Annotated in this window: 15 protein-coding genes; 11 read left to right on the top strand and 4 right to left on the bottom strand. The window is 71.3% G+C overall.

The genetic code is table 11. The annotated features are described in order from the left end of the window. Window positions 1-134: 134 nt before the first annotated feature. Window positions 135-3,464, bottom strand: a complete 3,330-nt coding sequence (locus tag WME97_RS00300; protein ID WP_437548487.1) for a lamin tail domain-containing protein — start codon at window positions 3,462-3,464, stop codon at window positions 135-137. A gap of 37 nt (window positions 3,465-3,501) precedes the next feature. Then, window positions 3,502-4,827 carry a hypothetical protein gene (locus WME97_RS00295; protein ID WP_437548485.1) on the bottom strand — a complete coding sequence of 442 codons (1,326 nt, stop codon included), beginning with the start codon at window positions 4,825-4,827 and terminating at the stop codon, window positions 3,502-3,504. Between the two features lie 80 nt (window positions 4,828-4,907). Here WME97_RS00295 and WME97_RS00290 point away from each other — a divergent pair, with 80 nt between their 5' ends. The 4 genes from WME97_RS00290 (at window position 4,908) to WME97_RS00275 (ending at window position 10,525) form a co-directional block, all read left to right on the top strand. Further along, window positions 4,908-6,605: a hypothetical protein gene (locus WME97_RS00290; protein ID WP_437548483.1), complete on the top strand. Its 1,698-nt coding sequence runs from the start codon at window positions 4,908-4,910 to the stop codon at window positions 6,603-6,605. A gap of 94 nt (window positions 6,606-6,699) precedes the next feature. Further along, complete coding sequence (locus tag WME97_RS00285; protein ID WP_437548482.1) at window positions 6,700-7,503, top strand: hypothetical protein; 804 nt, start codon at window positions 6,700-6,702, stop codon at window positions 7,501-7,503. 200 nt (window positions 7,504-7,703) lie between these two features. Further along, window positions 7,704-8,441 (top strand): hypothetical protein, encoded by a 738-nt coding sequence (locus WME97_RS00280; RefSeq protein ID WP_437548480.1) that lies wholly within the window; start codon window positions 7,704-7,706, stop codon window positions 8,439-8,441. Between the two features lie 137 nt (window positions 8,442-8,578). Beyond that, on the top strand, window positions 8,579-10,525 hold the full coding sequence (locus WME97_RS00275) for a CBS domain-containing protein (RefSeq protein WP_437548478.1): 1,947 nt from the start codon (window positions 8,579-8,581) through the stop codon (window positions 10,523-10,525). Between the two features lie 208 nt (window positions 10,526-10,733). On the opposite strand, the gene WME97_RS00270 is transcribed toward WME97_RS00275, so the two are convergent. Then, complete coding sequence (locus WME97_RS00270; RefSeq protein ID WP_012232684.1) at window positions 10,734-10,940, bottom strand: hypothetical protein; 207 nt, start codon at window positions 10,938-10,940, stop codon at window positions 10,734-10,736. Next, the gene (locus WME97_RS00265; RefSeq protein WP_157906336.1) at window positions 10,937-11,149 is read right to left on the bottom strand and encodes a hypothetical protein; all 213 of its coding nucleotides are present in this window, start codon (window positions 11,147-11,149) and stop codon (window positions 10,937-10,939) included. The genes WME97_RS00270 and WME97_RS00265 overlap by 4 nt, the downstream gene beginning before the upstream one ends. Window positions 11,150-11,408: 259 nt before the next feature. Here WME97_RS00265 and fadI point away from each other — a divergent pair, with 259 nt between their 5' ends. From fadI to WME97_RS00230, 7 genes are all read left to right on the top strand, one after another. Beyond that, window positions 11,409-12,719, top strand: a complete 1,311-nt coding sequence (gene fadI, locus WME97_RS00260; RefSeq protein ID WP_437548475.1) for an acetyl-CoA C-acyltransferase FadI — start codon at window positions 11,409-11,411, stop codon at window positions 12,717-12,719. After that, window positions 12,716-14,938 (top strand): fatty acid oxidation complex subunit alpha FadJ, encoded by a 2,223-nt coding sequence (gene fadJ, locus WME97_RS00255; protein ID WP_437548474.1) that lies wholly within the window; start codon window positions 12,716-12,718, stop codon window positions 14,936-14,938. The genes fadI and fadJ overlap by 4 nt, the downstream gene beginning before the upstream one ends. 250 nt (window positions 14,939-15,188) lie before the next feature. Then, the gene (locus WME97_RS00250) at window positions 15,189-16,169 is read left to right on the top strand and encodes an SDR family oxidoreductase (protein ID WP_437548472.1); all 981 of its coding nucleotides are present in this window, start codon (window positions 15,189-15,191) and stop codon (window positions 16,167-16,169) included. A 163-nt stretch (window positions 16,170-16,332) separates the two neighbouring features. Beyond that, window positions 16,333-16,893: a GNAT family N-acetyltransferase gene (locus tag WME97_RS00245; protein WP_437548470.1), complete on the top strand. Its 561-nt coding sequence runs from the start codon at window positions 16,333-16,335 to the stop codon at window positions 16,891-16,893. Between the two features lie 12 nt (window positions 16,894-16,905). Beyond that, window positions 16,906-17,685, top strand: coding sequence for a lysophospholipid acyltransferase family protein (locus WME97_RS00240; RefSeq protein WP_437548468.1), 780 nt, complete (start codon window positions 16,906-16,908; stop codon window positions 17,683-17,685). An 8-nt stretch (window positions 17,686-17,693) separates the two neighbouring features. Further along, a complete protein-coding gene (gene speB, locus WME97_RS00235; protein ID WP_437548466.1) occupies window positions 17,694-18,680 on the top strand; it encodes an agmatinase in 987 nt (328 codons plus the stop codon). 138 nt (window positions 18,681-18,818) lie between these two features. Next, window positions 18,819-19,811: a M14 family metallopeptidase gene (locus tag WME97_RS00230; protein ID WP_437548464.1), complete on the top strand. Its 993-nt coding sequence runs from the start codon at window positions 18,819-18,821 to the stop codon at window positions 19,809-19,811. Window positions 19,812-19,930: the final 119 nt, after the last annotated feature.

Below are 19,930 nucleotides of genomic sequence, written 5' to 3'. Positions count from 1 at the left end.
CTCACGGCTCATTCCTCCTTGATTCTCTTCACTCTCTCCGGACACAGCTGACAGGACGAAGACACCGGCGCTCGCGGCGTGGACCGCGTGGCGCTGGGTGCGCTGCGCCGAGGAGCGCAGCGTCTCGGCCGGGCTCACGGCACGTTCGCCGCACCAGGGGTGATCGTCGCGGAGAGCGCCCAGTCGGCGGCGGCCTGGTTCGTGTCCGTCCCGTCGGGCAGGCGGCAGAGCGAGCCAGCCGCCATGCCGCCGTCCGCCACCGTGGCCGGCAACGCGTCGCCTTCGAGGCTCACGCTGGCGCCCCCGATCGTGACGAAGGGGATGCTCCCCTCGTAAGAGAGCGCGTCGATCACGGCCCCTGAGCTGGTGTTTATCAGCGCGATCCCGTCGGAAGCCCCGTTCTGCATCCGGTCGGTCTGCGCGCCCGAGAAGGCGATCGTCACCGCACCTTCCGCCACGACGCCTGGCATGGTGTCGGTGCCGACCACCGCCCTGCTGCCGACGACGAGGTACTGGCCAGCCGCGAGCGTACCCGCGGAGCTCAGATCGAGCGTTCTGTAGGCGGAGGGCGCGCTGCTGGATCCATCGACCAGCACGAGCGCATGGCCCGTGAGATCCACGGGCGCGCCGGCGCCATTGTAGATCTCGATGAACTCGGCTCCATCTCCGCCCGGCTGATCGTAATCCACCTCGTTGATCACGAGCCCTGCCGTCGCGGCCGCCGCCCCGAGGGTCGTCACGAGGTCCTCGACGCCGCGCGGCTCGATCTTCGAGTCGTCGTTCCGGTGGGTGAGGATGCCGCGGATGCTCGCGAAATGCTGGCCTTCCGCCGGGAAGGGGCTGGACCGGTACAGGAGGTCGTCCACGCGCAGATCGCCTGTGACGACGAATTCATGAACCATCGTATCGAGCCCGATCACCGTGACGTCCTCCACCTCGACGAGGACCCCCTCGAGCTCGGCGGCGCGCGCGCCGCCCGTCGCGATGTCGGCCGGCGCGACGGGCTCCGGCGCCGGCGCCGCCTCGCCGAGCGACGCGCTCACCTCGACCACGGCGGACCCGAGCTGGATCTGCCCGAAGTAATTCGCGATCACCGCGCTCGTGATCCGCACGCGATCGCCGGTCAGCACCGTGTTCTGCGGGCTGTACACGTAGACGCCGGAGTGCGCAGGCCCCGCGTACCCCGGGTCGCCCGGCTTCGCCTGGACGAAGAAGCCGCTCGCGTGCTTCCCGGTCACGAGCACGTCCTCCAGGGCCACCGTGTCGCCCTCCGCGCGCGTGCCGTCCTTGATATCGTAGATCGCCACCGTGCAGCCCAGGGCCCCTGGGTTCGCCTGGTCCGGGCACAGGTCGCACGGGTCGCCCTTGCCGTCGCCGTCCGCGTCGGCCTGGCCGGGGTTCTGGAGGTTCGGGCAGTTGTCCGCGCCGTTCGGCGTGCCGTCGTTGTCGGCGTCGTTCGGGTCCGGCGGCGAGCAGAGCGCGCTGCCCGCGTCGAGCGGGCACGCGTCGCAGGCGTCGCCGTCGCCGTCGCCGTCGAAGTCGGCCTGGACCCCGTCGTCGAGCGGCCGGATCGGGTTGAAGACGCTCGGGCAATCGTCCGCGCCGTTCTCGATGCCGTCACCGTCGAGATCCGCGTCCGTCGGCTGCCCGGTGTAGACAGTCGAGCCGTTCACCGAGGCGTTCCGGGGCGCGCTCACCGCGCGCGACGGGGTGCAGAGCGGCTCGCCCTCGGGCTCGCCGCAGAAGAAGGCCGGGTAAATCTCGCCCGCCTGCTGCTCGAGGTCCTCCAGCGTCATCCCGATCTCGTCCTGCAGACAGACCTGCTTCGACACGCCGCACACATCGACCGCGTCGCATGCGCCCGCGCCCCGGACCGCGGACACCACGGCCGCGTCGCCATACAGGACCTTTCCGCCGCGCATCACGAGGACGACGTCCTCGGGATCGGCGGCGACGACCGCGCGGTGGCCCTCGCGCTCTCTGCCGTCGAAGATCGCGATGTCGGCGACCTTCCCCGTGGACAGCGCGCCGATCACGTCGTCCATCGCGGTGACCGCGGCGGCGCTCCCGGTGACCATCCTCCACAGCTCCTCATCGGTGAAGAAGCCGTCGTAATACGTCTCGTTGAGCGCCGACGCGCACCGGAGCTCGCGCAGGAGGTTCATCGATCCGGTCGCGATCCAGTCGGTGCCGAGCGCGATCTGCACCCCGAGGCGGGCGGCGGCGGTGACCACGGCGGTGTCGCCGTAAAGCGTGATGTTGGAGCGGGGAGACCAGATGAGCGCCGTGCCCTCCGCCGCCATCGCCGCGTAGTCGGGCGCGGTCAGGCCGATCCCATGGATGAACGCGCTCTGCGGCTCGAGCACGTCGTTCGGCTCCGCCTTCAGGCAGGCGAACTCGTTGCGCGCCGACGCATCGATCCCCTCGGCGACGTGCGGGCAATAGGCGTCCTCTCCCTCGACGTCCTCCCCTGTCACCATATCGGCCGAGTAGCCGCAACCGCTCACGAGCTCGCGGCCGCCCGTGTCGTCGAGCGGGAACGTGTCGAAACGGACCGCGCTCTGGCCCAGGCCCTCTTGGTCGGCCCGGTCCAGGTTCCGGAGGAGGCCTGGCGCGCTCCCCGAGCCCACGATCGAGGTCGCGCCGCCCATCAGGAAGCGGAGCTCGCCCCAGCGGATCTGCGCCGGGCTCGCCATGCCGGGCGTATCGATTCTCGTGTGCTTGTTGTTGCCGATGCGCCAGTCGTGCCGGTGCTCATAGCGCTCCTCGGTCGGGGTATACGGGCTGTTCTGCGTGTACGTGATGTGATCATGCGTGTTGATCAGCGCCGGGGAGACGACGCCGGTCGGGCACAGGATCTCCGTCGCGCCCGCCGCCCCGCAATCGCAGCCGACGCACGCGATCGCGCCCCGCTCGTCCACGAGCACCCGCCCGCCCCTGTACACCCTGCCCGGGGCCAGCACCACGCCCCGGATCAGCGTCGCGCCCGCGCCGGCGACCACCTCGCACGTCCCTTGCGCGAGCGGCAAAAGCTCCTCGCAGACGGTCTCCTCGGCCGGCGTCTTCGCGCAATCGACCTCGCAGCCGTCGCCCGTCGCGACGTTCCCGTCGTCGCACTGCTCCCCCGGATCGATGGCGCCGTCGCCGCAGCGCGGGGGCACCTCGATCTCGCACGCCGCCGAGCAGCCGTCCCTGGCCGCCGTGTTGCCATCGTCGCACGCCTCGCCCGCGTCGAGCGCGCCGTCGCCGCAGCGGGGCGCCGCTGGCGCCTCGCGCTGGCACGTCGGCGAGCAGCCGTCGCCCTCCGCGGTGTTGACGTCGTCGCACGCCTCGCCCTCGTCGACCACGCCGTCGCCGCAGACGCCGAAGCGATCACCCGCGCCGTCGCGCCCGCAACCATTGAAGAGCAAAAGTCCGACGTGCACGGCAATCCGCCGCGCGACGCGCGCCGAGCTGTGAGGCATGCCTCCCCTGTCGGCGACGAGAGCGCTCGAGTTGCCTTCAAATGACGCGGCGGCAGCGCACCATCGCGATCGCGCCGATCGCGAACAACGCGAGCCAACCCACATCGGGCCGCGTTCCGCCTCCGCTGGTTGCGCCCGCGGCATAACTGCAGGAGCTCGCGCGCCGCTTTCCGTCGATCGGCCGCCCCATCTGTCCGCTGGTGCCGGGCGGCGAGCCGGCGACGACGCCGCCGCCGCTCGATCCGCTCCCCCCGCCGCCGCTCCCCGACCCCCCGCCTTGCACCGCCGGCTCGCAGTTGTCGGCCGACCCGCTGAACGCGGCGAGCGCCAGCTTTTCCACGCCGGCCTCGTCGACGAGGCCGAAGGGCTGCTCGTCGAGCGGCGCGTCCTGGAAGCTGGCCCAGACCACGCCGGCGATGTCGTCGCGCTCCGAGAGGAGCTCGAACGATGTTGTCAGGTTCGCCGCCTGGAGCTCCTCGCCGGCGAGCGCGCTCGACCACGCCATCCCGGTCACGGCGAAGGGGCTCTCGTCCCCCTCCTCGTCGGCGAGGTCGCGCAGCGCGTCGAGGTAATCGTTGAGCGTCACCGGATCGACCTCGGTGCCCTGATGGAAGAACAGCTGTTGACCGAGGCGAGACCACGGCGTCCGCTGGCCGAAGCGCGCCTCGAGTTCGTCCCACACCGGCTGCGCGTAGAGCTCGCGCAGGTAATCGACCCCCGAGAACGGCGCGGCCGCGTCGTCCGAGGCGAGCAGGCCGCCCGTGGTCAGCGACAGCTCGTCGACGTTGAAGAGCGCCTCGTTGCGGATGCGGATCTGGGCGAGGATCTGCGCGAGCACCCGGGGCAGGATGAAGGTGCAGCCGGCGTGCTCCGGGTCGAGCGCGGGGTCGGGGAGCTCGGCGCAGTTCGGCTGACTCCAGATCTCCCACTGGACGACGTCCCCGGCGTACCTCGTCATGAGCGCCTCTGCCGTCTCGGCGAACGCCTCCACGTACGCGTTGTCGCCGTCCCGGTCCGGATCGTCATTCCAGACGTCCTGTCCTTCTCCGATCGTGCGGTGAGAGAGGAGCCCGACCGGCTCGAGGCCCGCGGCGCGCGCCGCGTCGATGATGGCGTCGTACTGCTCGAGCTTGTCGTCGTCCCACGCCTCGACGTCATCGAGCAGGAACTCGACGCGCACGGCGCCGGCGCCCGCGCGCGCGAGCCGCTTCGCGTGATCGTCGTCGAGGATCACCTCCCCTGCGTCGACGGGCGCCCCTGGATCGATGCCATAGAAGCCGCACGGCACGCCTCGGGCGCCGAGCGCCGGGGGCGCGACGAAAAGGGCGGAGGAGGCGGCAAGAGCGAACATGGCTGCACGCATGTCGCGAGGATAGCTGGGATGAGCGCCTCGACCAAGAAACGACCCCGACATGAACCATCCATGGTAGGGAGAGGCTTCACATGGCTTTCCTGGAACCGGAAGAAGCAGAGCACGGGCAACTCGGGGTCGCCCCTCCGAGCGGCGAGGCCGACGGCGACATGGAAGCGGCGGGCGACGGCGTCGTCGAAGGCGCGCCCCCGGCCCGAAGCTGGCGCGACTGGCTGCGAGGCGCGCCGCTCTCCGAGCGCCTGCACCTCGCGTTCGGCCTCGTGCTGCCGGCGTTCCTGCTCGTCGTGAACATGGTGCGCGTGCGCTCGTTCACGATCGACGACGCGTACATCTCGTACCGGTACGCGCGCAACTTCGCCCGGGGCCTCGGGCTCGTCTACAACGCCGGCGAGCGCATCGAGGGGTACACGAACTTCCTCTGGACCGTGCTGCTCGCGGGCGGCATCAAGCTCGGCCTCGACCCCGACGTCGTCGCCAAGGTGCTCGGCGGGCTCGCCGCCTGCGGCTCGCTCGGCGCGCTCTACCTCCTCTCGGCCCGGCTCCGCCCGTACGGCGCGGTCCCTTGCATCGCCACGTGGCTGTTCGCGAGCTCGATCGTGCAGAGCGGATATGCCGTCTTCGGCCTGGAGACGCCGCTGTTCGTCCTGCTCGTCCTCGCGGGCACCGAGATGATGTTCCGCGAGCGCGACCGGGGGACCGGCTTCCCGTATTCGGGCCTCGTCTTCGGGCTCGCTGGCCTGACGCGCCCGGAAGCGCCGATGTTCATCGGCATACCGATGCTCTTCCTCGGCCTGCGCTTCTTCGGGCGGCAGAACCTCCTCCGCGGCGTCGTCTTCGCCGCGCCCATCGCGTGCCACATGCTCTGGCGGCACAGCTACTACGGCACGTGGCTGCCGAACACGCTGAGCGCCAAGACCGGCAGCCTCGCGGAGCAGCTGGCCGGGGGCCAGCACTACCTCGCGGAGTACGCGGGGCACACGTGGCCGGCGCTGCTGCTCGGGCTCTTCGGCCTCTGCGTGGCGATCGTCGCGCGCCACCGCGACGCGCTCTGCGTCGCGGCCCTCGCGCTCGCGGTGGGGGGCTACGTGCTCCTCGTGGGCGGCGACTGGATGCCGTACTACCGCTTCATGAGCCCGTTCGAGCCGTTCTGCTTCCTCCTCGCGGGCCTCGGCGCGCGCGCGCTGCTCGAGCCGCTGCTCGCCCAGCTCTCGGCCCGCGCCGCGGACGCGCCCGAGGGCGGGACGATCGCCCTCGCCGCGGGGGCCGGCGTGCTCGCGCTCGGCTGCCTCATCGCGCTGGGCGCCTTCCGGGCGCAGCGGATCGAGCGCGCCCAGCACCGGATCCTCGACGACGAGAAGCGGTTCTGGGACAGCGCCGCGGGCGGCGTGGCCAACTGGTTCAAGGAGCACGGCAAGCCCGGCGAGGTCGCCGTGGGCGACATCGGGTACATCGGGTATGTGACGGACTACCCGGTGCTCGATCTCCTCGGCCTCGTCGATCCCGTGATCTCCAAGCTCCCGGGCGGCTACACGCGCAAGACGGGCCCCGGCTACGTGCAGCACGTCTTCGACAAGATGCCGCGCTACTTCGTGTTCGTCGGCGGCGCCGACACGTGCGACAAGCTCCCGTTCCCGGCGCAGGAGAAGCTCCGCAAGGACCGGCGTTTCCGGGGCGTGTACGAGGTGGCCGGGATGGTGCGCCACAGCAAGAACGGCTACTGGTGCGTCTTCGAGCGGCCGGACGACGCCGCTCCGGCCCCCGCGCCCTGAACCTCGCCGCGACAGCCGCACCCCACCGCGGGCGCGACCGCGGGCGCGCGCGACCCCACCGCAGCTCCGCGAGGTTTGCTAGCATCGCCGCCCCATGCCCTGGCTCTGGTACGTAGGTCCCTTTGCGTTGCTCGTCGTCTGGTTCCTGACCGGCTTGCGCGGTCGGCACGAGGCGCGGCGCGACCGCGAGCTCGCGCGCTGGCGCGCGCTGATGACCCCCGAGGCGGCCCCGGCCCGCCCCGGCGCGAAGCCCGGCGGCCAGAAGGCCGGCGCCGGCAGCGACGGCCCTCGTCCGGTGCGCTCGTTGCCGTCCAGCCTCCAGCACACGCTGCAGGAGACGGGCGGCGGCGAGGTCCTCGCCCGTTACGAGCTCGTCCCGAAGCTCGCCTACGTCGCGGTCGTGGGCCCGGACGCGAAGAACGGCAGCGAGTACCAGGTGGTCCTCACAAAGCTGGCCAAGGCCGGACCCCGGCTCACCGTGTGCCCGCTGCCCATCGTCGATGGCAGGCGTGCCCCCAACACCGGCGTCCAGTTCAAGAAGGACCCGGAGTTCATGGAGCAGTTCCTTGTCGAGGGACCCGAAGCGAAGGCCATCGGCCGTTGGCTCTCGAAGAGCATCCGCGACGCCCTGCTCGACTTCCCCGACGCGTGGCTGTTCGTGCAGGATCGCGCCATGGCGCTCGCCGTGTACGGCCCCGTCGACGCCGACCGCATGGAGGAGCTCGTGATCGCCGCCGACGCGATCTTCGCGGAGCACGGCAACGAAGACGCTCCCTCCCTGCTGTTCGACGGCAGCGGCGACGCTGACGACGACGAGGACGACGACGACGAGGAGAACGACGACGAGGACGAGGACGACGACGAGGACGCCGCGGGCGCCGAGGGTGCCGTTCGATAGCCACGGCCGAGCCGAGCCATGGTAGTCCTCGCAGGTGGGCCTGATTGAACGCGAGATCACTGCTCTCCTCCGCTCTCCTGCTCTCGCTCTGGCTCACGGCACCACCTGCCGCTCCGGCAGAAAAGAACAGCTGGGCTAAATCCCAGGGATCGCGTGCGGAGCTCGAGCTCGACGTCCTGAGCAAGTCGGCCTCCTGGGCCATGGACGATGTCACCTCCGAGGTCAGCACGTTCGGGCTGACCTTCGATCTCCGAGGTCAGCTCGAGTGGTTCGGCCGGCTCCACCTCGACGTGGATCTCCCGCTCGCTTATGGCGACGTCTCCGCCTCGTTCCGGTCCGACCGGCTCGGCGTCGACGAGAGCAGCAGCGCCGGCAGCCTTCTCTTCGGCAACCCCACGGTCGGCGCCCACTATGCGCGCGCCCTCTCGCGCAAGGTCACCGTCTTCGGCGGCGGCGCGCTCTCGATCCCCGTCCTCAGCGCCCCCGACGCCGACGCCCGCGCCACGCTGCAGGCGACCGCCCCCGCGCGCGCCTCCTTCGACCTGCACCGGCTCACCGTCGGGCACCTGCCCCTGAGGGCCCGCGGCGGCGTCGAGGCGGAGCTCGCCGCGCGGCTCGTCTACCGCGCGGACACGGCGGTGATGTTCGCCCTCCCGACCAGCAGGGCCGGCGTCGAGCTCGTGGTCGAGCAGGGCGACGAGCTCGAGCTGCGCGGCCGAGGCCCTTACGGCGGCGGGCTCCGCCTCCAGGCCGCGCTGACGCTCACCCGCGACGACAGGATGCAGCTCGCGATGGAGCCGTTCTTCACCTACACGCTGAAGCAGCCTGGCTACTACGCCCGGGCAGGGCTGCTCGTGGCGCTCGACCCGCCGCTCGGGTTCGGCCTCGCCGAGGACAAGGTCGCCACCCTGCGGCTCGCGGCCGGCCGCAGCTTTTGACCGCGACGGGCCGCCGCCGCGCCGCCCGCGCCGAGCCAGACGCCCGCCCTCCCCGCCGGGGGATCCCCCGCGCCCCCTGCCGCTCGCCGTCGTAGGCTTCCCTGGAGCGAGAGCGAGCGAAAGGCGGGGCGATCACCATGGGCGAGCAGCACGTCTCCGAGCAGGCGAGCGAGCAGCAGCACAAGGCGTTCATGCGGGCGCTGCTCGACGACGTGGAGGCGCTCGAGCGCCTCCTCGTGGAGGATCGCATCGAGTCCGGCGTGCGCCGCATCGGCGCCGAGCAGGAGATGTTCCTCGTCGACCGCGCGCTCCGGCCCGCTCCGCTCGCGCTGGAGGTGCTCGAGCGGGCCGCCGACGATCGGCTCACGACCGAGCTCGCTCGCTTCAACCTGGAGGCGAACCTCACCCCGCTCCCGTTCGGCGGCGACTGCCTGCGGCGGCTCGAGGCCGAGCTGTCGGAGGTCATCGGGCGGGCGGCCGAGGCCGCGCGCGCCGCCGGCGCCGACGTCCTGCTCACGGGCATCCTCCCCACCCTGCGCGCCGGCGACCTCCGCCTCGAGAACCTCACGCCGGCGCCTCGCTACCACGAGCTCAACCGCGCGCTCTTGCGGCTGCGCCAGGGCGACTTCCGCGTCTCGATCCACGGGCTCGACGAGCTCGAGATGACCCACGACAACATCCTGCTCGAGTCGTGCAACACGAGCTTCCAGGTCCACCTCCAGGTCGGGGCGCGGGAGTTCGCGTCGCTCTACAACCTCGCCCAGGCGGTGACCGCGCCCGTCCTCGCCGCCGCGGTCAACTCGCCGCTGCTCCTCGGGCAGAGGCTCTGGCACGAGACGCGGATCGCCCTCTTCGAGACCTCGGTCGACACCCGCCCGAGCGCGCTCGAGGGCCGGCAGCAGAGGCCCCGCGTCCACTTCGGCGACGGCTGGGTGCAGGGCGGCGTGCTCGATCTCTTCCGCGAGGACATCGCGCGGTTCCGCGTGATCATGACCGCCGATCCCGGCGAGCCCCCCGCGGCCGTGCTCGCGCGCGGGGAGGTGCCGGACCTCAAGGCCCTGCGGGTCCACAACGGCACCGTCTACCGCTGGAACCGCCCCTGTTACGGGGCCCTGGCCGGGGTCGCGCACCTGCGCATCGAGAGCCGCGCGCTGCCCTCGGGGCCCACGGTCCTCGACGAGGTCGCGAACGCCGCCTTCTTCTTCGGCCTCATGACCGGCCTCGCCGACGAGCACCCGCGCATCGACCTCGAGATGCCATTCGAGGACGCCAAGGCGAACTTCTTCGCGGCGGCCCGCCACGGCCTCAAGGCGCAGCTCACGTGGCTCGGCGGCCGGAGCCTCCCTGCCCCGGAGCTCATCCTCTCGCACCTCCTCCCCGCCGCCCGGGCGGGCCTCTCGGCCGCGGGCATCGACGCCGCCGACGTCGACCGGTACCTCGGCGTCGTCGAGGAGCGGGTCCACCGCGGCCAGACGGGCGCGCAGTGGGCGCTCGGCTCCCTCGCGGCCATGGCCGGGCGGGGCACCCCCGAGCTGCGAAGCCGCGCCCTCTGCGCCGCGATGCTCGCCCGCCAGCGGGAGGAGGCCCGGGGCGGCGGGGCCGGGCGCCCGGTGCACGCGTGGGAGCCCGCCGCCCTCGAAGACGACCTGGACCTCGTGCGCGACAGCTACCGGACCGTCGGCCAGTTCATGTCGACCGATCTCTTCACGGTGCGTCCCACCGACATCGTCGACTTCGCCGCGAGCGTCATGGACTGGCGGCACGTGCGCCATGTCCCGGTCGAGGACGAGCAGGGCCGGCTCGTCGGCGTCGTCTCCCACCGCGCGCTGCTCCGGCTCGTCGCCCGCGGCGCCGCGGCGGCGCCGAGCGGATCCGCGCCGCCCACGGTGGCGTCGATCATGCGGCCCGACCCCGTGACCGTCGCGCCTGACACGCCGACGCTGGAGGCGATGCGGATCATGCGCGAGCACCGCGTCGGCTGCCTGCCCGTCGTCGCGGGCGAGCGGCTCGTGGGCATCGTGACCGAGCGCGATCTCCTCGACGTCTCGGCGGCGCTGCTCGAGGCCTTCCTGCGCGAGGCGTGAGCGGGCGCGGCTGCCGCGAGGCGCGCACCGGAGCCGCAGAGAGAGAATGAAACGCAAAGACGCAAAGACGCAAAGGCGCAAGAAGAAGCGAGAAAAAAAATCCTTCTCGACGTCTTTTTGCGCCTTTGCGTCTTTGCGCCTTTGCGTTTTTTATTCTTCGACCGGCCGGCGATCTAGAGACCCTGCGGGAGCAGCGCTCCCGCGGAGCTCACAGATCGCTGATCTCGACGCACGTCATCGCGTCGCCCTTGGCCTGGCAGTCGAACACGGTGCCGTACGCGTTGAAGAAGCCCTGCTTCGTGCGCGTGACGTGGTACCGCGTCCCGTCGATCTGCCGGATGCTCGTGTAGCTCCCCTGACAGCCGATCGCGCCGAAGCTCGCGAGCAAGAGCCCGAAAATCAAAGAACGCTTCATTCGCCTGCCTCCGTCGTTACCTCGACCTCGGTGCACTCCGCCTTGCCCGGCGCGTCAGGGCACATCCACATCGCAGGCTGGTTGTTCTTGTGACCGGCCACATACACATAACCCGGCGCCGCCGGCGCCGAGTCGCTTGCAAACGTCGCACACCCGGCGAGCGCCGGAGCGCCGCAGAGCAACGCACTGCATAGAATGAGTTTCCGCATGGCCAACCACCCTATCGGCAAGCTCAGGCGTGGGCCAAATTAGCGCCCAGGCTGCCCCAACCGTCCTTCCTCCCACGTCGCGTTCTCGTGGAGCGCCTCGCCACCTGCGACGCCCTGGCCGCCCACGGTTGACACGCCGCGTTAGCACACCTAAGGGAATACCCCCAACCGGTGTGCGCTGGCACGCCGGGATCCGGGGGGCTGCGCGGGGCGCGCGGGGCGGGCTCGCGATGGGCTCTCCGGCAGCAGAGGAGTCGACATGGCTTCAGGCAAGAATGGGAAGGGCGGCAAGGACCGGGTGGCGGTCGTTGCCGGGCTGCGCACGCCGTTCACCAAGGCGGGGACGGCGCTCAAGGCGCTGCGCACGGTCGATCTCGCGGCCACGGTGGTCAAGGAGCTCCTCCAGAGGAGCGAGGTGACCCCGCGCGACGTCACGCTGGTCGTCTACGGCCAGGTGGTGCCGACGCTCGACTGGCTCAACATCGCGCGCGAGGTCGTGCTGCGCACCGGCCTGCCCAAGGACACCGACGCCTACAGCGTCTCGCGCGCGTGCGCCACGTCTCTCCAGGCCATGACGAGCGCCGCCGAGGCGATGCTCGCCGGCCAGCACAACGTCGCCCTCGTCGGCGGCGCCGACAGCATGAGCGACGTGCCGCTCGGCGTCTCCCGGAAGCTCGCCTCCGCGCTGACCGACTTCCAGAAGGCCAGGACGCTCGGCGCCCGGCTGGAGATCCTCTCCCGCCTCTCGCTGAAGGACCTCGTGCCCCCGATCCCGGGCTTCTCGCGCGAGCCGACCACGGGCGAGCAGATGGGCGAGGCCGCCGAGAAGATGGCGAAGCAGAACGGCATCTCGCGCGCCGAGCAGGACGCGATCGCCCACCGCTCGCACACGAACGCCGCGCGCGCCTGGCGCGACGGCACCTACGCCGCCGAGGTCATGCACGTGATCCCCCCGCCTTACGACAAGCCGGTCGAGCGCGACAACGTGGTCCGGGACGACTCGACCCTCGACGCCTACGCGAAGCTGTCGCCGGCCTTCGATCGGCGGCACGGCACGATCACCGCGGGCAACGCGTCGCCGCTCACCGACGGGGCGAGCGCCCTGCTCCTGATGCGCGAGGGCAAGGCCAAGGCGCTCGGCTACCAGCCGCTCGGGTACGTCAAATCGTGGTCCTACGCGGCGGTCGACCCTGGCTGGCAGCTCCTGATGGCCCCGGTGCTCGCCGTGCCGCGGGCGCTCGAGCGCGCCGGCCTCTCGCTCGCCGACATGGATCTCGTCGACATGCACGAGGCCTTCGCCGCCCAGGTCGCGTCCAACCTGAAGGCGCTCGCGTCGCCGTCGTTCGCCGCGGAGAAGCTCGGCCGGTCCGCCCCTGTCGGCGAGATCGATCCGGAGAAGCTCAACGTCAACGGCGGCTCGATCGCGCTCGGCCACCCCTTCGCGGCCACGGGAGGACGCATGGTCCTCTCCACGCTCCGAGAGCTCAAGAAGCGCGGCGGGCACCACGCGCTCCTCACCGTCTGCGCGGCGGGCGGCCTCGGCGCCGCCGTCGTCCTGGAGGCCGCATGACCACGACATCCGCCGCCGCCACGCCGGCCCTCGCGGCCGCGAGCCCGCTGTCCCTCGAGGTGCGCCCCGACGGCGTGGCCGTCGTCACCTACGATGTCCCGGGCGAGGCGGTCAACACGTTGAAGCCCACGTTCACCGGCGATCTCGAGCGGATCGCGGGCCAGATCGCGAGCAACCCGCTCATCAAGGCGGCGATCCTCGTGTCCGGCAAGGCCGACACCTGGATCGCGGGCGCTGACATCGAGATGCTGAAGAGCGTCTCCACGGCGGCCCAGGCCGAGGCGATGTGCCGTGCCGGGCACGAGGCGATCCTGCGGATCGTGCGCTCGCCGAAGCCGATCGTCGCGGCGATCCACGGCGCCGCGCTCGGGGGCGGCCTCGAGGTGGCGCTCGCCTGCCATGCCCGGGTGCTGAGCGACGACCGGAAGACGGTGCTCGGCCTGCCCGAGGTGCAGCTCGGCCTGCTCCCCGGGATCAACGGGCTCCAGCGGCTCGCGGAGCGCGCCGGCCTGAACGCGGCGCTCGACCACGGCCTCACCGGCAAGAACATGCGCCCCTCGAAGGCGCGGCAGCTCGGCGTCGCCGACGACGTCGTCCCCGCGGCCATCCTGAGGGAGACGGCCGCGGCGCTCGCGCTCAAGCTCGCTGCGGCCGGCCCGCCGTTCCGGCCCAAGCGGGCGAGCGCGCCGAAGCTCGACACCGCCGCGCTCACCCGCGCTGCCCTCGAGCGGAACCCGATCGGCCGTGCCCTGCTCTTCCAGCAGGCAGCGCGGCAGACCCGCAAGAAGACCGGCGGGCACTACCCGGCGCCCGAGCGGATCATCGACGTGCTGAGGACCTATGCGGAGAAGGGCTTCGAGGCGTCGAAGGAGGTCGAGGCGCGCGCGTTCGGCGAGCTCGTCGCGTCGAGCACGGCGCACCGGCTGATGGAGCTCTTCTTCGCGACGAACGCGATGAAGAAGGACACCGGCGTGGACGACCCCGCCGTGCAGCCGAGGAAGGTCGAGAAGATCGCGATGATCGGCGCCGGCCTGATGGGGGCCGGCATCGCCTATGTCAGCCTGAACGCCGGCATCTCCGTGCGGCTCCGGGACCGCGACGACGCGTCGATCGGCCGCGGGCTCAAGTACGTGGCCGACATCCTCGGCGATCGGGTGAAGAAGAAGCAGCTCACGCCGCTCGAGCGCGACGAGAAGCTCGCGCTGCTCACCGCGACGACGGACGGCTCGGGCCTCCGGAGCGCCGATCTGGTGATCGAGGCGGTGTTCGAGGATCTGGCGGTGAAGCAAGCGGTCCTGCGGGACGTCGAGCAGCACGGCAAGGACGGGGTGATCTTCGCGTCGAACACGTCGTCGATCCCGATCGCCCGGATCGCGGCCGCGTCGAAGCGGCCGGAGAACGTGGTCGGGATGCACTACTTCAGCCCGGTGCACAAGATGCCGTTGCTCGAGGTCATCCGGACCGAGGCGACGTCCCCCGAGGTGGTCGCGACGGCGGTGGCGGTCGGCAAGCGCCAGGGCAAGACGGTCATCGTCGTGAACGATGGGGTCGGCTTCTACACGAGCCGGATCCTCGGTCCGTACATGAACGAGGCGAGCTGGCTGCTCGCCGAGGGGGTCGCGATCGAGCAGGTCGACGCGGCGCTCGTCGCGTGGGGCTGGCCGGTCGGCCCGCTCGCGCTGCTCGACGAGGTGGGCATCGACGTGGCGGCGCACGTCGGCCCGATCATGCTCGAGGCGTTCGGCGACCGCCTCGCGCCGCCTCCCACGATGGCCAGGCTGGTGTCCGACGACCGGAGGGGCCGCAAGAACGAGCGCGGGATGTACCTGTACGGCGCGGCGGCGAAGAAGAAGGGCAAGGGCAAGCACGCCGACGAGGGCGTCTATGGCGTGCTCGGGCTGCCGGTGCCGAGGGCGAAGGACAGCCCGCCGGTGCCCGTCGAGGAGATCCAGCTGCGCTGCTCGCTCCAGCTCGTGAACGAGGCGCTGCACTGCCTCGGCGAGGGGATCCTCCGGAGCCCGCGCGACGGCGACATCGGCGCGATCTTCGGCCTGGGTTTCCCGCCGTTCCGCGGCGGGCCGTTCCGCTACGTCGACGGCCTCGGCGCCGCGGAGGTGCTCCGCCGCATCGAGATCTACGAGCGCCGCTTCGGCAAGCGCTGGACGCCCGCCCCGGCGCTCGTCGAGGCGGCGAGGACCGGGAAGCCCTTCTACGGCTGAAGAGAGAGAAAGAACGCAAAGGCGCAAAGGCGCAAAGGCGCAAAGGCGCAAAGGAGAGAGAAAGATTTGTTTCTTCTTCTCCTTGCGTCTTTGCGTCTTTGCGTCTTTGCGTTTGAAATTCTTCATCCATCCACCACGCTCGCCGTTTCAATCGAGCTCCGCAGCCACATCCGACCCGGCCCCCGGCCCTGATGGCCCGCGCCTTGCTCTCCTCCCGGCGAGGGACAGACCGCGCGGGAGGGGGCCAGTCATGCGGAAGTGCATTCGTGACGCGGTGGTCGTTATCACCGGGGCATCTTCGGGCATTGGCAGGGCGGCCGCGCTAGCGTTCGCGAGGCGCGGCGCGCGGGTCGTCATCGCCGCTCGGAACGAGGCGGCCCTCGAGGAGGTCGCCGCCGAGTGCGCCAGCGTCGGCGCGCCGGCGCTCGCCGTCCCGACGGACGTGAGGGACGAGCAAGCCGTCCGAGCGCTCGCCCGCGCCGCCGTCGAGGTGTTCGGCAGGATCGACGTCTGGGTGAACAACGCCGCCGTGTTCCTCTACACGCGCGCGGACGAGGCGCCCTACGAGGCCTACCGCCAGGTCATCGAGACGAACCTGCTCGGCTATGTGCACGGGGCGCGGGCGGTGCTGCCCTGTTTCCGCGCGCAGGGCGCCGGGGTGCTCATCAACAACGTCTCCGTTCTTGGCAAGTTCGGCGCGCCGACGATGAGCGCCTACGTCATCTCCAAGTTCGGGGTCCTCGGACTCACGTCCTGCTTGAGACAGGAGCTCTCCAGCACGCCGGACATCCACGTTTGCAACCTCCTTCCCGCGACGATCGACACCCCGATCTACCAGCACGCCGGCAATTTCACCGGCCGCGCCGTCCAGCCGATCCGGCCGATCGTCGACCCCGAGCGGGTCGCGGCGGCGATGGTCTCCCTCGCCGAGCGGCCGCGGCGAGATGTCTACGTCGGCGCCGCTGGCCGCATCACCGCCGCGGCGTTCGTCGCCTTCCCGGGCCTCATGGAGCGGCTGTTCGCGGCGTACACGCTCCGCGCGACCTTCCTGGATCGCGCGGCGCCGCACACCGACGGCAACCTCTTCGTGCCCATGAAGCACTGGACCGGCGTGACCGGCGGATGGCGCGCGTCCTCGGGCCTCGCCGCGCTCCTCGACACCGCCCGGGCCTTCGCCGGCCTCGCGCTCGCACTCCCGTCCACCGCGGCAGAGCGCCTCAGGCCACGATGACATTGCCGTCCTGGCACCTTCCGTACGCGATTCTCCAGCCATCTTGACGCGCCATCGCCCCCGACGTGTCTCTCAACCTCGGGGGTCCTGTGACCTGTTCTCCACCGAGTCCCGGCATGCTGCGCCCACAGCAACGATTCAATTGAAGTAAGGAGGCGCAACAATGAGCCGTTATGTGGCGCGCACGCTCCGGAGCGATGACTTTTCGACTCTGATGGAACTGGAGACGACCCTCTTCGGCGGCGCGGGCGAAGGGGAGCTCGGGCGGTATTACATCCGTCTTTGCTGCGACTTCTTCAAGGACTCTTGTTTCATGGTCGAGGCCGCTGGGAGGCCCGCGGGCTACCTGCTCTCCTTCGCGCGCGGCAAGGAGGTCTACTGCACGACCCTCGCCGTCCTGCCCGAGTATCAGGGCTCCCGCGCGACGCACACGCTGCTCCGCGCGTTCGTCGGGTCGATCCTTGGATGGGCGGAGTCGTGCTGGTTCACCGTCGAGGAGGACAACCACGCCGCGCGGGCGCTCCACGCCATGCTCGGCGCCAGGGAGATCGAGGTCCGCCCCGATTTCTATGGCACCGGACACCCGCGCATCATCTCGCGCATCGATCGCGACGCGTTCATGGCGCTCCGGGCCCGCTTCGAGAAGGTGGGGCTCGTCGATCGCCAGGCCGACGTGAAGGAGCCGCGCGCGGCGGAGAGCGGCGGCATCGCCGCGGTGGCCTGAGGCCGACGGACCATGACGACCACCGCTCCGCTCGACCACGGCCGCCGCGCGCCGGCGGCGGGCGACCGGCCCTGGACCGAGGCGCTCTCCATCGCCAGCCGGGTCTCCGGCGTGATGGGGCTCGCGCTCGACACCGTGTTCCGGACCAGCCTGCTGCCCACGCTGCCCGCCTCGCGCCGCCGCGAGAGGGCGCGCCTCCTTCACGGGATCGCGCGGGATCTATGCGCGCTGCACTGCCTGCGTGTCCGCGTGACCGGCGCGCTCCCCGCGTCGCCGTTCGTGGTCGTGGCCAACCACGTCAGCTACCTCGATCCGATCCTGCTCGCGTCGCTCACCCCCTGCACCGCCGTCGCGAAGCAGGAGATCGGCAGCTGGCCGATCATCGGCGATCGCGCGCGCGATCTCGGCGTGCTGCTCGTCGATCGGCAGCGCCCGGCGAGCGGCGCGCGCGTGCTCCGGAGCGCGCTCCGGGCCCTGCGCCATGGCGTCCCGGTGCTGAATTTCCCGGAGGGATCGACCACCCGCGGCGAGAAGGTCCTCCCGTTCCGGAAAGGCATCTTCGGCGTCGCCCGGCTCGCGGGCGTCCCCATCGTGCCCGCGGCCATCACCTACGATGATCCGGAGCTCTGCTGGGCGGGCGACGACACCTTCCTCCCCCATTTCCTCCGCTTCTCCAGCCGCCGAGAGGCGAGCGCCCGCGTCGCCTTTGGCCCGCCGCTCGGCGATCACGGCGGCGCGGCGGATCTCGCGGACCGCGCCCGCGCCGTGATCCTGGACCTCTTGAGCCTGTAGGAGATCTCATGTCCCAACAACGAGCAGCCGCCTACCTGCGGCACGGGCAGACGCCGTTCTTTCGCCTCCCCACGGCGGGATTCCACGAGGCCGGCGCGTCCGCCTATTCCGGCGCCGACGCCGTGCTCCTCGGCGTCCCGTGGGACGGGAGCGTCACGTACCGCCCCGGCACACGGTTCGCCCCCTACGAGCTGCGCCGCGTGAGCGCGCTCGTGCAGTCGTATCACCCCGGCCACGGCATCGACGTGTTCCGTGCGATCGACGTGCTCGACGGGGGCAATGTGCCCTTTCCCCCGTTTCACGCAGACTCCGTTCGCGAGCTGATCCAGGCCTCGGTCGACGAGGTGCTCGCGGCCGGCGCGGTCCCGTTCGTCGTCGGCGGCGACCACTCGATCGCGCTTCCGGTGCTCCGCGCGCTGTCGCGGCGCCACGGCCCGGTCACGGTCGTTCACGTCGACGCGCACCTCGACACGAGCACCTCGGAGGTGTGGGGCGAGCCGTTCCACCACGGCACGCCGTTCCGCAACGCGATCGAAGAGGGGCTCATCGGGCGGAGCGCGCTCCACCAGATCGGCATCCGCGCCACGTGGGGCCACCCGGAGGAAGGCGCCTTCGCGGCGCACGCCGGGGCGACCCCGTACGGCATGGATCGGATCGACCGCGACGGCGCTCCTGCGATCGCCGCCGCCATCAGGGCAGCCGCGGGCGAATCGCCCGTCTACATCTCCTTCGATATCGACGGCATCGACCCGGCCTATGCCCCGGGCACCGGCACGCCCGTGCCCGGCGGGCTCACCTCACGCGAGGCGATCCAGCTGCTCCGCGGCCTCGCGGGGATCAACCTGGTGGGCATGGATCTCGTCGAGGTATGCCCCGCGCTGGATCACGCCGACGTCACCCTCCACCTCGGCGCGCACCTCCTGTTCGAGGGCCTGGCTCTCCTCGCGACGCGCAAGGGCGACAAGCGCGACCAGCGCGACCAGCCGCGCGGATGATGCGAATCGACGAATCGGCGAATCGACGCGAACCGACGCGAACCGACGCGAATCGCGGAACCGTGGAATCGCGACCCATGAATCCACTCAATCCGCTGGCGCCCGCCGCCATTCCGGTGTCACATAAGAGACACTGGGATGACACGCTCGCCCGATCTATGCGGCCGCTACGCCGAGCTCCCGCAGCTCGATGATGCCTGGACGCGCCTCGCGCGCACCCACGGCGGACGGGACATAGCGATCGGGACGTCTGCGAATGGACGACCCTTGCGGCGCTACGACTTCGGCAATCCGCTGGGTCCGACGTTCCTGCTGACGTCGCTCATGCACGGGGTCGAGGTGATCGGCGGGCTCGCGCTGCTCGACGCGGTCCGGTCGATCCTGGCGAGCGGACGCGCGGGCGCGGCGGCGCGGGCGCGGCTCGTCGTGGTGCCGGTCGTCAACCCCGACGCGTTCGCCGACAACCTGGAGCGCCTCCGCGGCGAGCGGCGGGCGTCGCAGCGCTGCAACGCCCGCGGCGTGGATCTGAACCGGAATTTCGCGCCGCTGTCCTCGTCACGGCCGCTGCACCCGTTCGCGGGCTCGCGGCTCCGGTGGTCGCCGCACTACACGGGGCCTCACGCGTTCTCGGAGCCCGAGTCGCGCGCCCTGCGCGACGTCGCGCTGGAGACGCGGCCTTCGCTCGCGATCGGCTTTCACAGCTGCGGCAACCTCCTGCTCTACCCGTGGGCGCACACCGACGTGCCCAACCCGCGCGAGCCGCTGTACCGGGCGCTCGGCGACGCCTTCTGCCGGGCTCTGCCGCACGAGCGGTACGAGATCCGCCAGGCGGCGCACTGGTACCCCACGGTCGGCGACATGGACGACTGGCTCGACGCCAACCTTGGAACGCTCGCCTTCACGGTGGAGGTCAGCCGTCCTGCACGCTCCTTTCGCGACCTCCGCCGGCTGCTGAACCCGTTCTGGTGGTTGAACCCGCGCGAGGCCGACGAGTCGATCGCCAACGTCGTCCCCGGCGTCGGCGCGCTCCTCTGCGACGCCCTCGACCGCGGCGTGGGCGGCGCGGCCTCGCGGGAGGCCCCGCCGATCGACGCGCCGCCTGCGGAGCTCTTCGCCGACGCCGCCGAGTGAAACGGCCGCGCTCCTCGTGTACTCGCCGGGCGCGCGGCTGCCGGCGGCCGGCATTCCGCGCTGGCCAGAGGGCGACGGCGGCGAGGGCTGTCGAAAAGTGCCAGTCCCGCGCGCCGCAT

The sequence above is a fragment of the Sorangium sp. So ce367 genome (assembly GCF_051520455.1).
Lineage (GTDB): Bacteria > Myxococcota_A > Polyangia > Polyangiales > Polyangiaceae > Sorangium > Sorangium cellulosum_B.
This window is presented reverse-complemented; position numbering and strand designations above follow the sequence as displayed.

What these genes read in the sequence shown, in the direction of transcription:
- WME97_RS00300 (WP_437548487.1), bottom strand. Translation starts at nt 3,464, where the DNA reads ATGCCTCACAGCTCGGCGCGCGTCGCGCGGCGGATTGCCGTGCACGTC.
- WME97_RS00295 (WP_437548485.1), bottom strand. Translation starts at nt 4,827, where the DNA reads ATGCGTGCAGCCATGTTCGCTCTTGCCGCCTCCTCCGCCCTTTTCGTC.
- WME97_RS00290 (WP_437548483.1), top strand. Translation starts at nt 4,908, where the DNA reads ATGGCTTTCCTGGAACCGGAAGAAGCAGAGCACGGGCAACTCGGGGTC.
- WME97_RS00285 (WP_437548482.1), top strand. Translation starts at nt 6,700, where the DNA reads ATGCCCTGGCTCTGGTACGTAGGTCCCTTTGCGTTGCTCGTCGTCTGG.
- WME97_RS00280 (WP_437548480.1), top strand. Translation starts at nt 7,704, where the DNA reads ATGGACGATGTCACCTCCGAGGTCAGCACGTTCGGGCTGACCTTCGAT.
- WME97_RS00275 (WP_437548478.1), top strand. Translation starts at nt 8,579, where the DNA reads ATGGGCGAGCAGCACGTCTCCGAGCAGGCGAGCGAGCAGCAGCACAAG.
- WME97_RS00270 (WP_012232684.1), bottom strand. Translation starts at nt 10,940, where the DNA reads ATGAAGCGTTCTTTGATTTTCGGGCTCTTGCTCGCGAGCTTCGGCGCG.
- WME97_RS00265 (WP_157906336.1), bottom strand. Translation starts at nt 11,149, where the DNA reads ATGCGGAAACTCATTCTATGCAGTGCGTTGCTCTGCGGCGCTCCGGCG.
- fadI (WP_437548475.1), top strand. Translation starts at nt 11,409, where the DNA reads ATGGCTTCAGGCAAGAATGGGAAGGGCGGCAAGGACCGGGTGGCGGTC.
- fadJ (WP_437548474.1), top strand. Translation starts at nt 12,716, where the DNA reads ATGACCACGACATCCGCCGCCGCCACGCCGGCCCTCGCGGCCGCGAGC.
- WME97_RS00250 (WP_437548472.1), top strand. Translation starts at nt 15,189, where the DNA reads ATGCGGAAGTGCATTCGTGACGCGGTGGTCGTTATCACCGGGGCATCT.
- WME97_RS00245 (WP_437548470.1), top strand. Translation starts at nt 16,333, where the DNA reads ATGAGCCGTTATGTGGCGCGCACGCTCCGGAGCGATGACTTTTCGACT.
- WME97_RS00240 (WP_437548468.1), top strand. Translation starts at nt 16,906, where the DNA reads ATGACGACCACCGCTCCGCTCGACCACGGCCGCCGCGCGCCGGCGGCG.
- speB (WP_437548466.1), top strand. Translation starts at nt 17,694, where the DNA reads ATGTCCCAACAACGAGCAGCCGCCTACCTGCGGCACGGGCAGACGCCG.
- WME97_RS00230 (WP_437548464.1), top strand. Translation starts at nt 18,819, where the DNA reads ATGACACGCTCGCCCGATCTATGCGGCCGCTACGCCGAGCTCCCGCAG.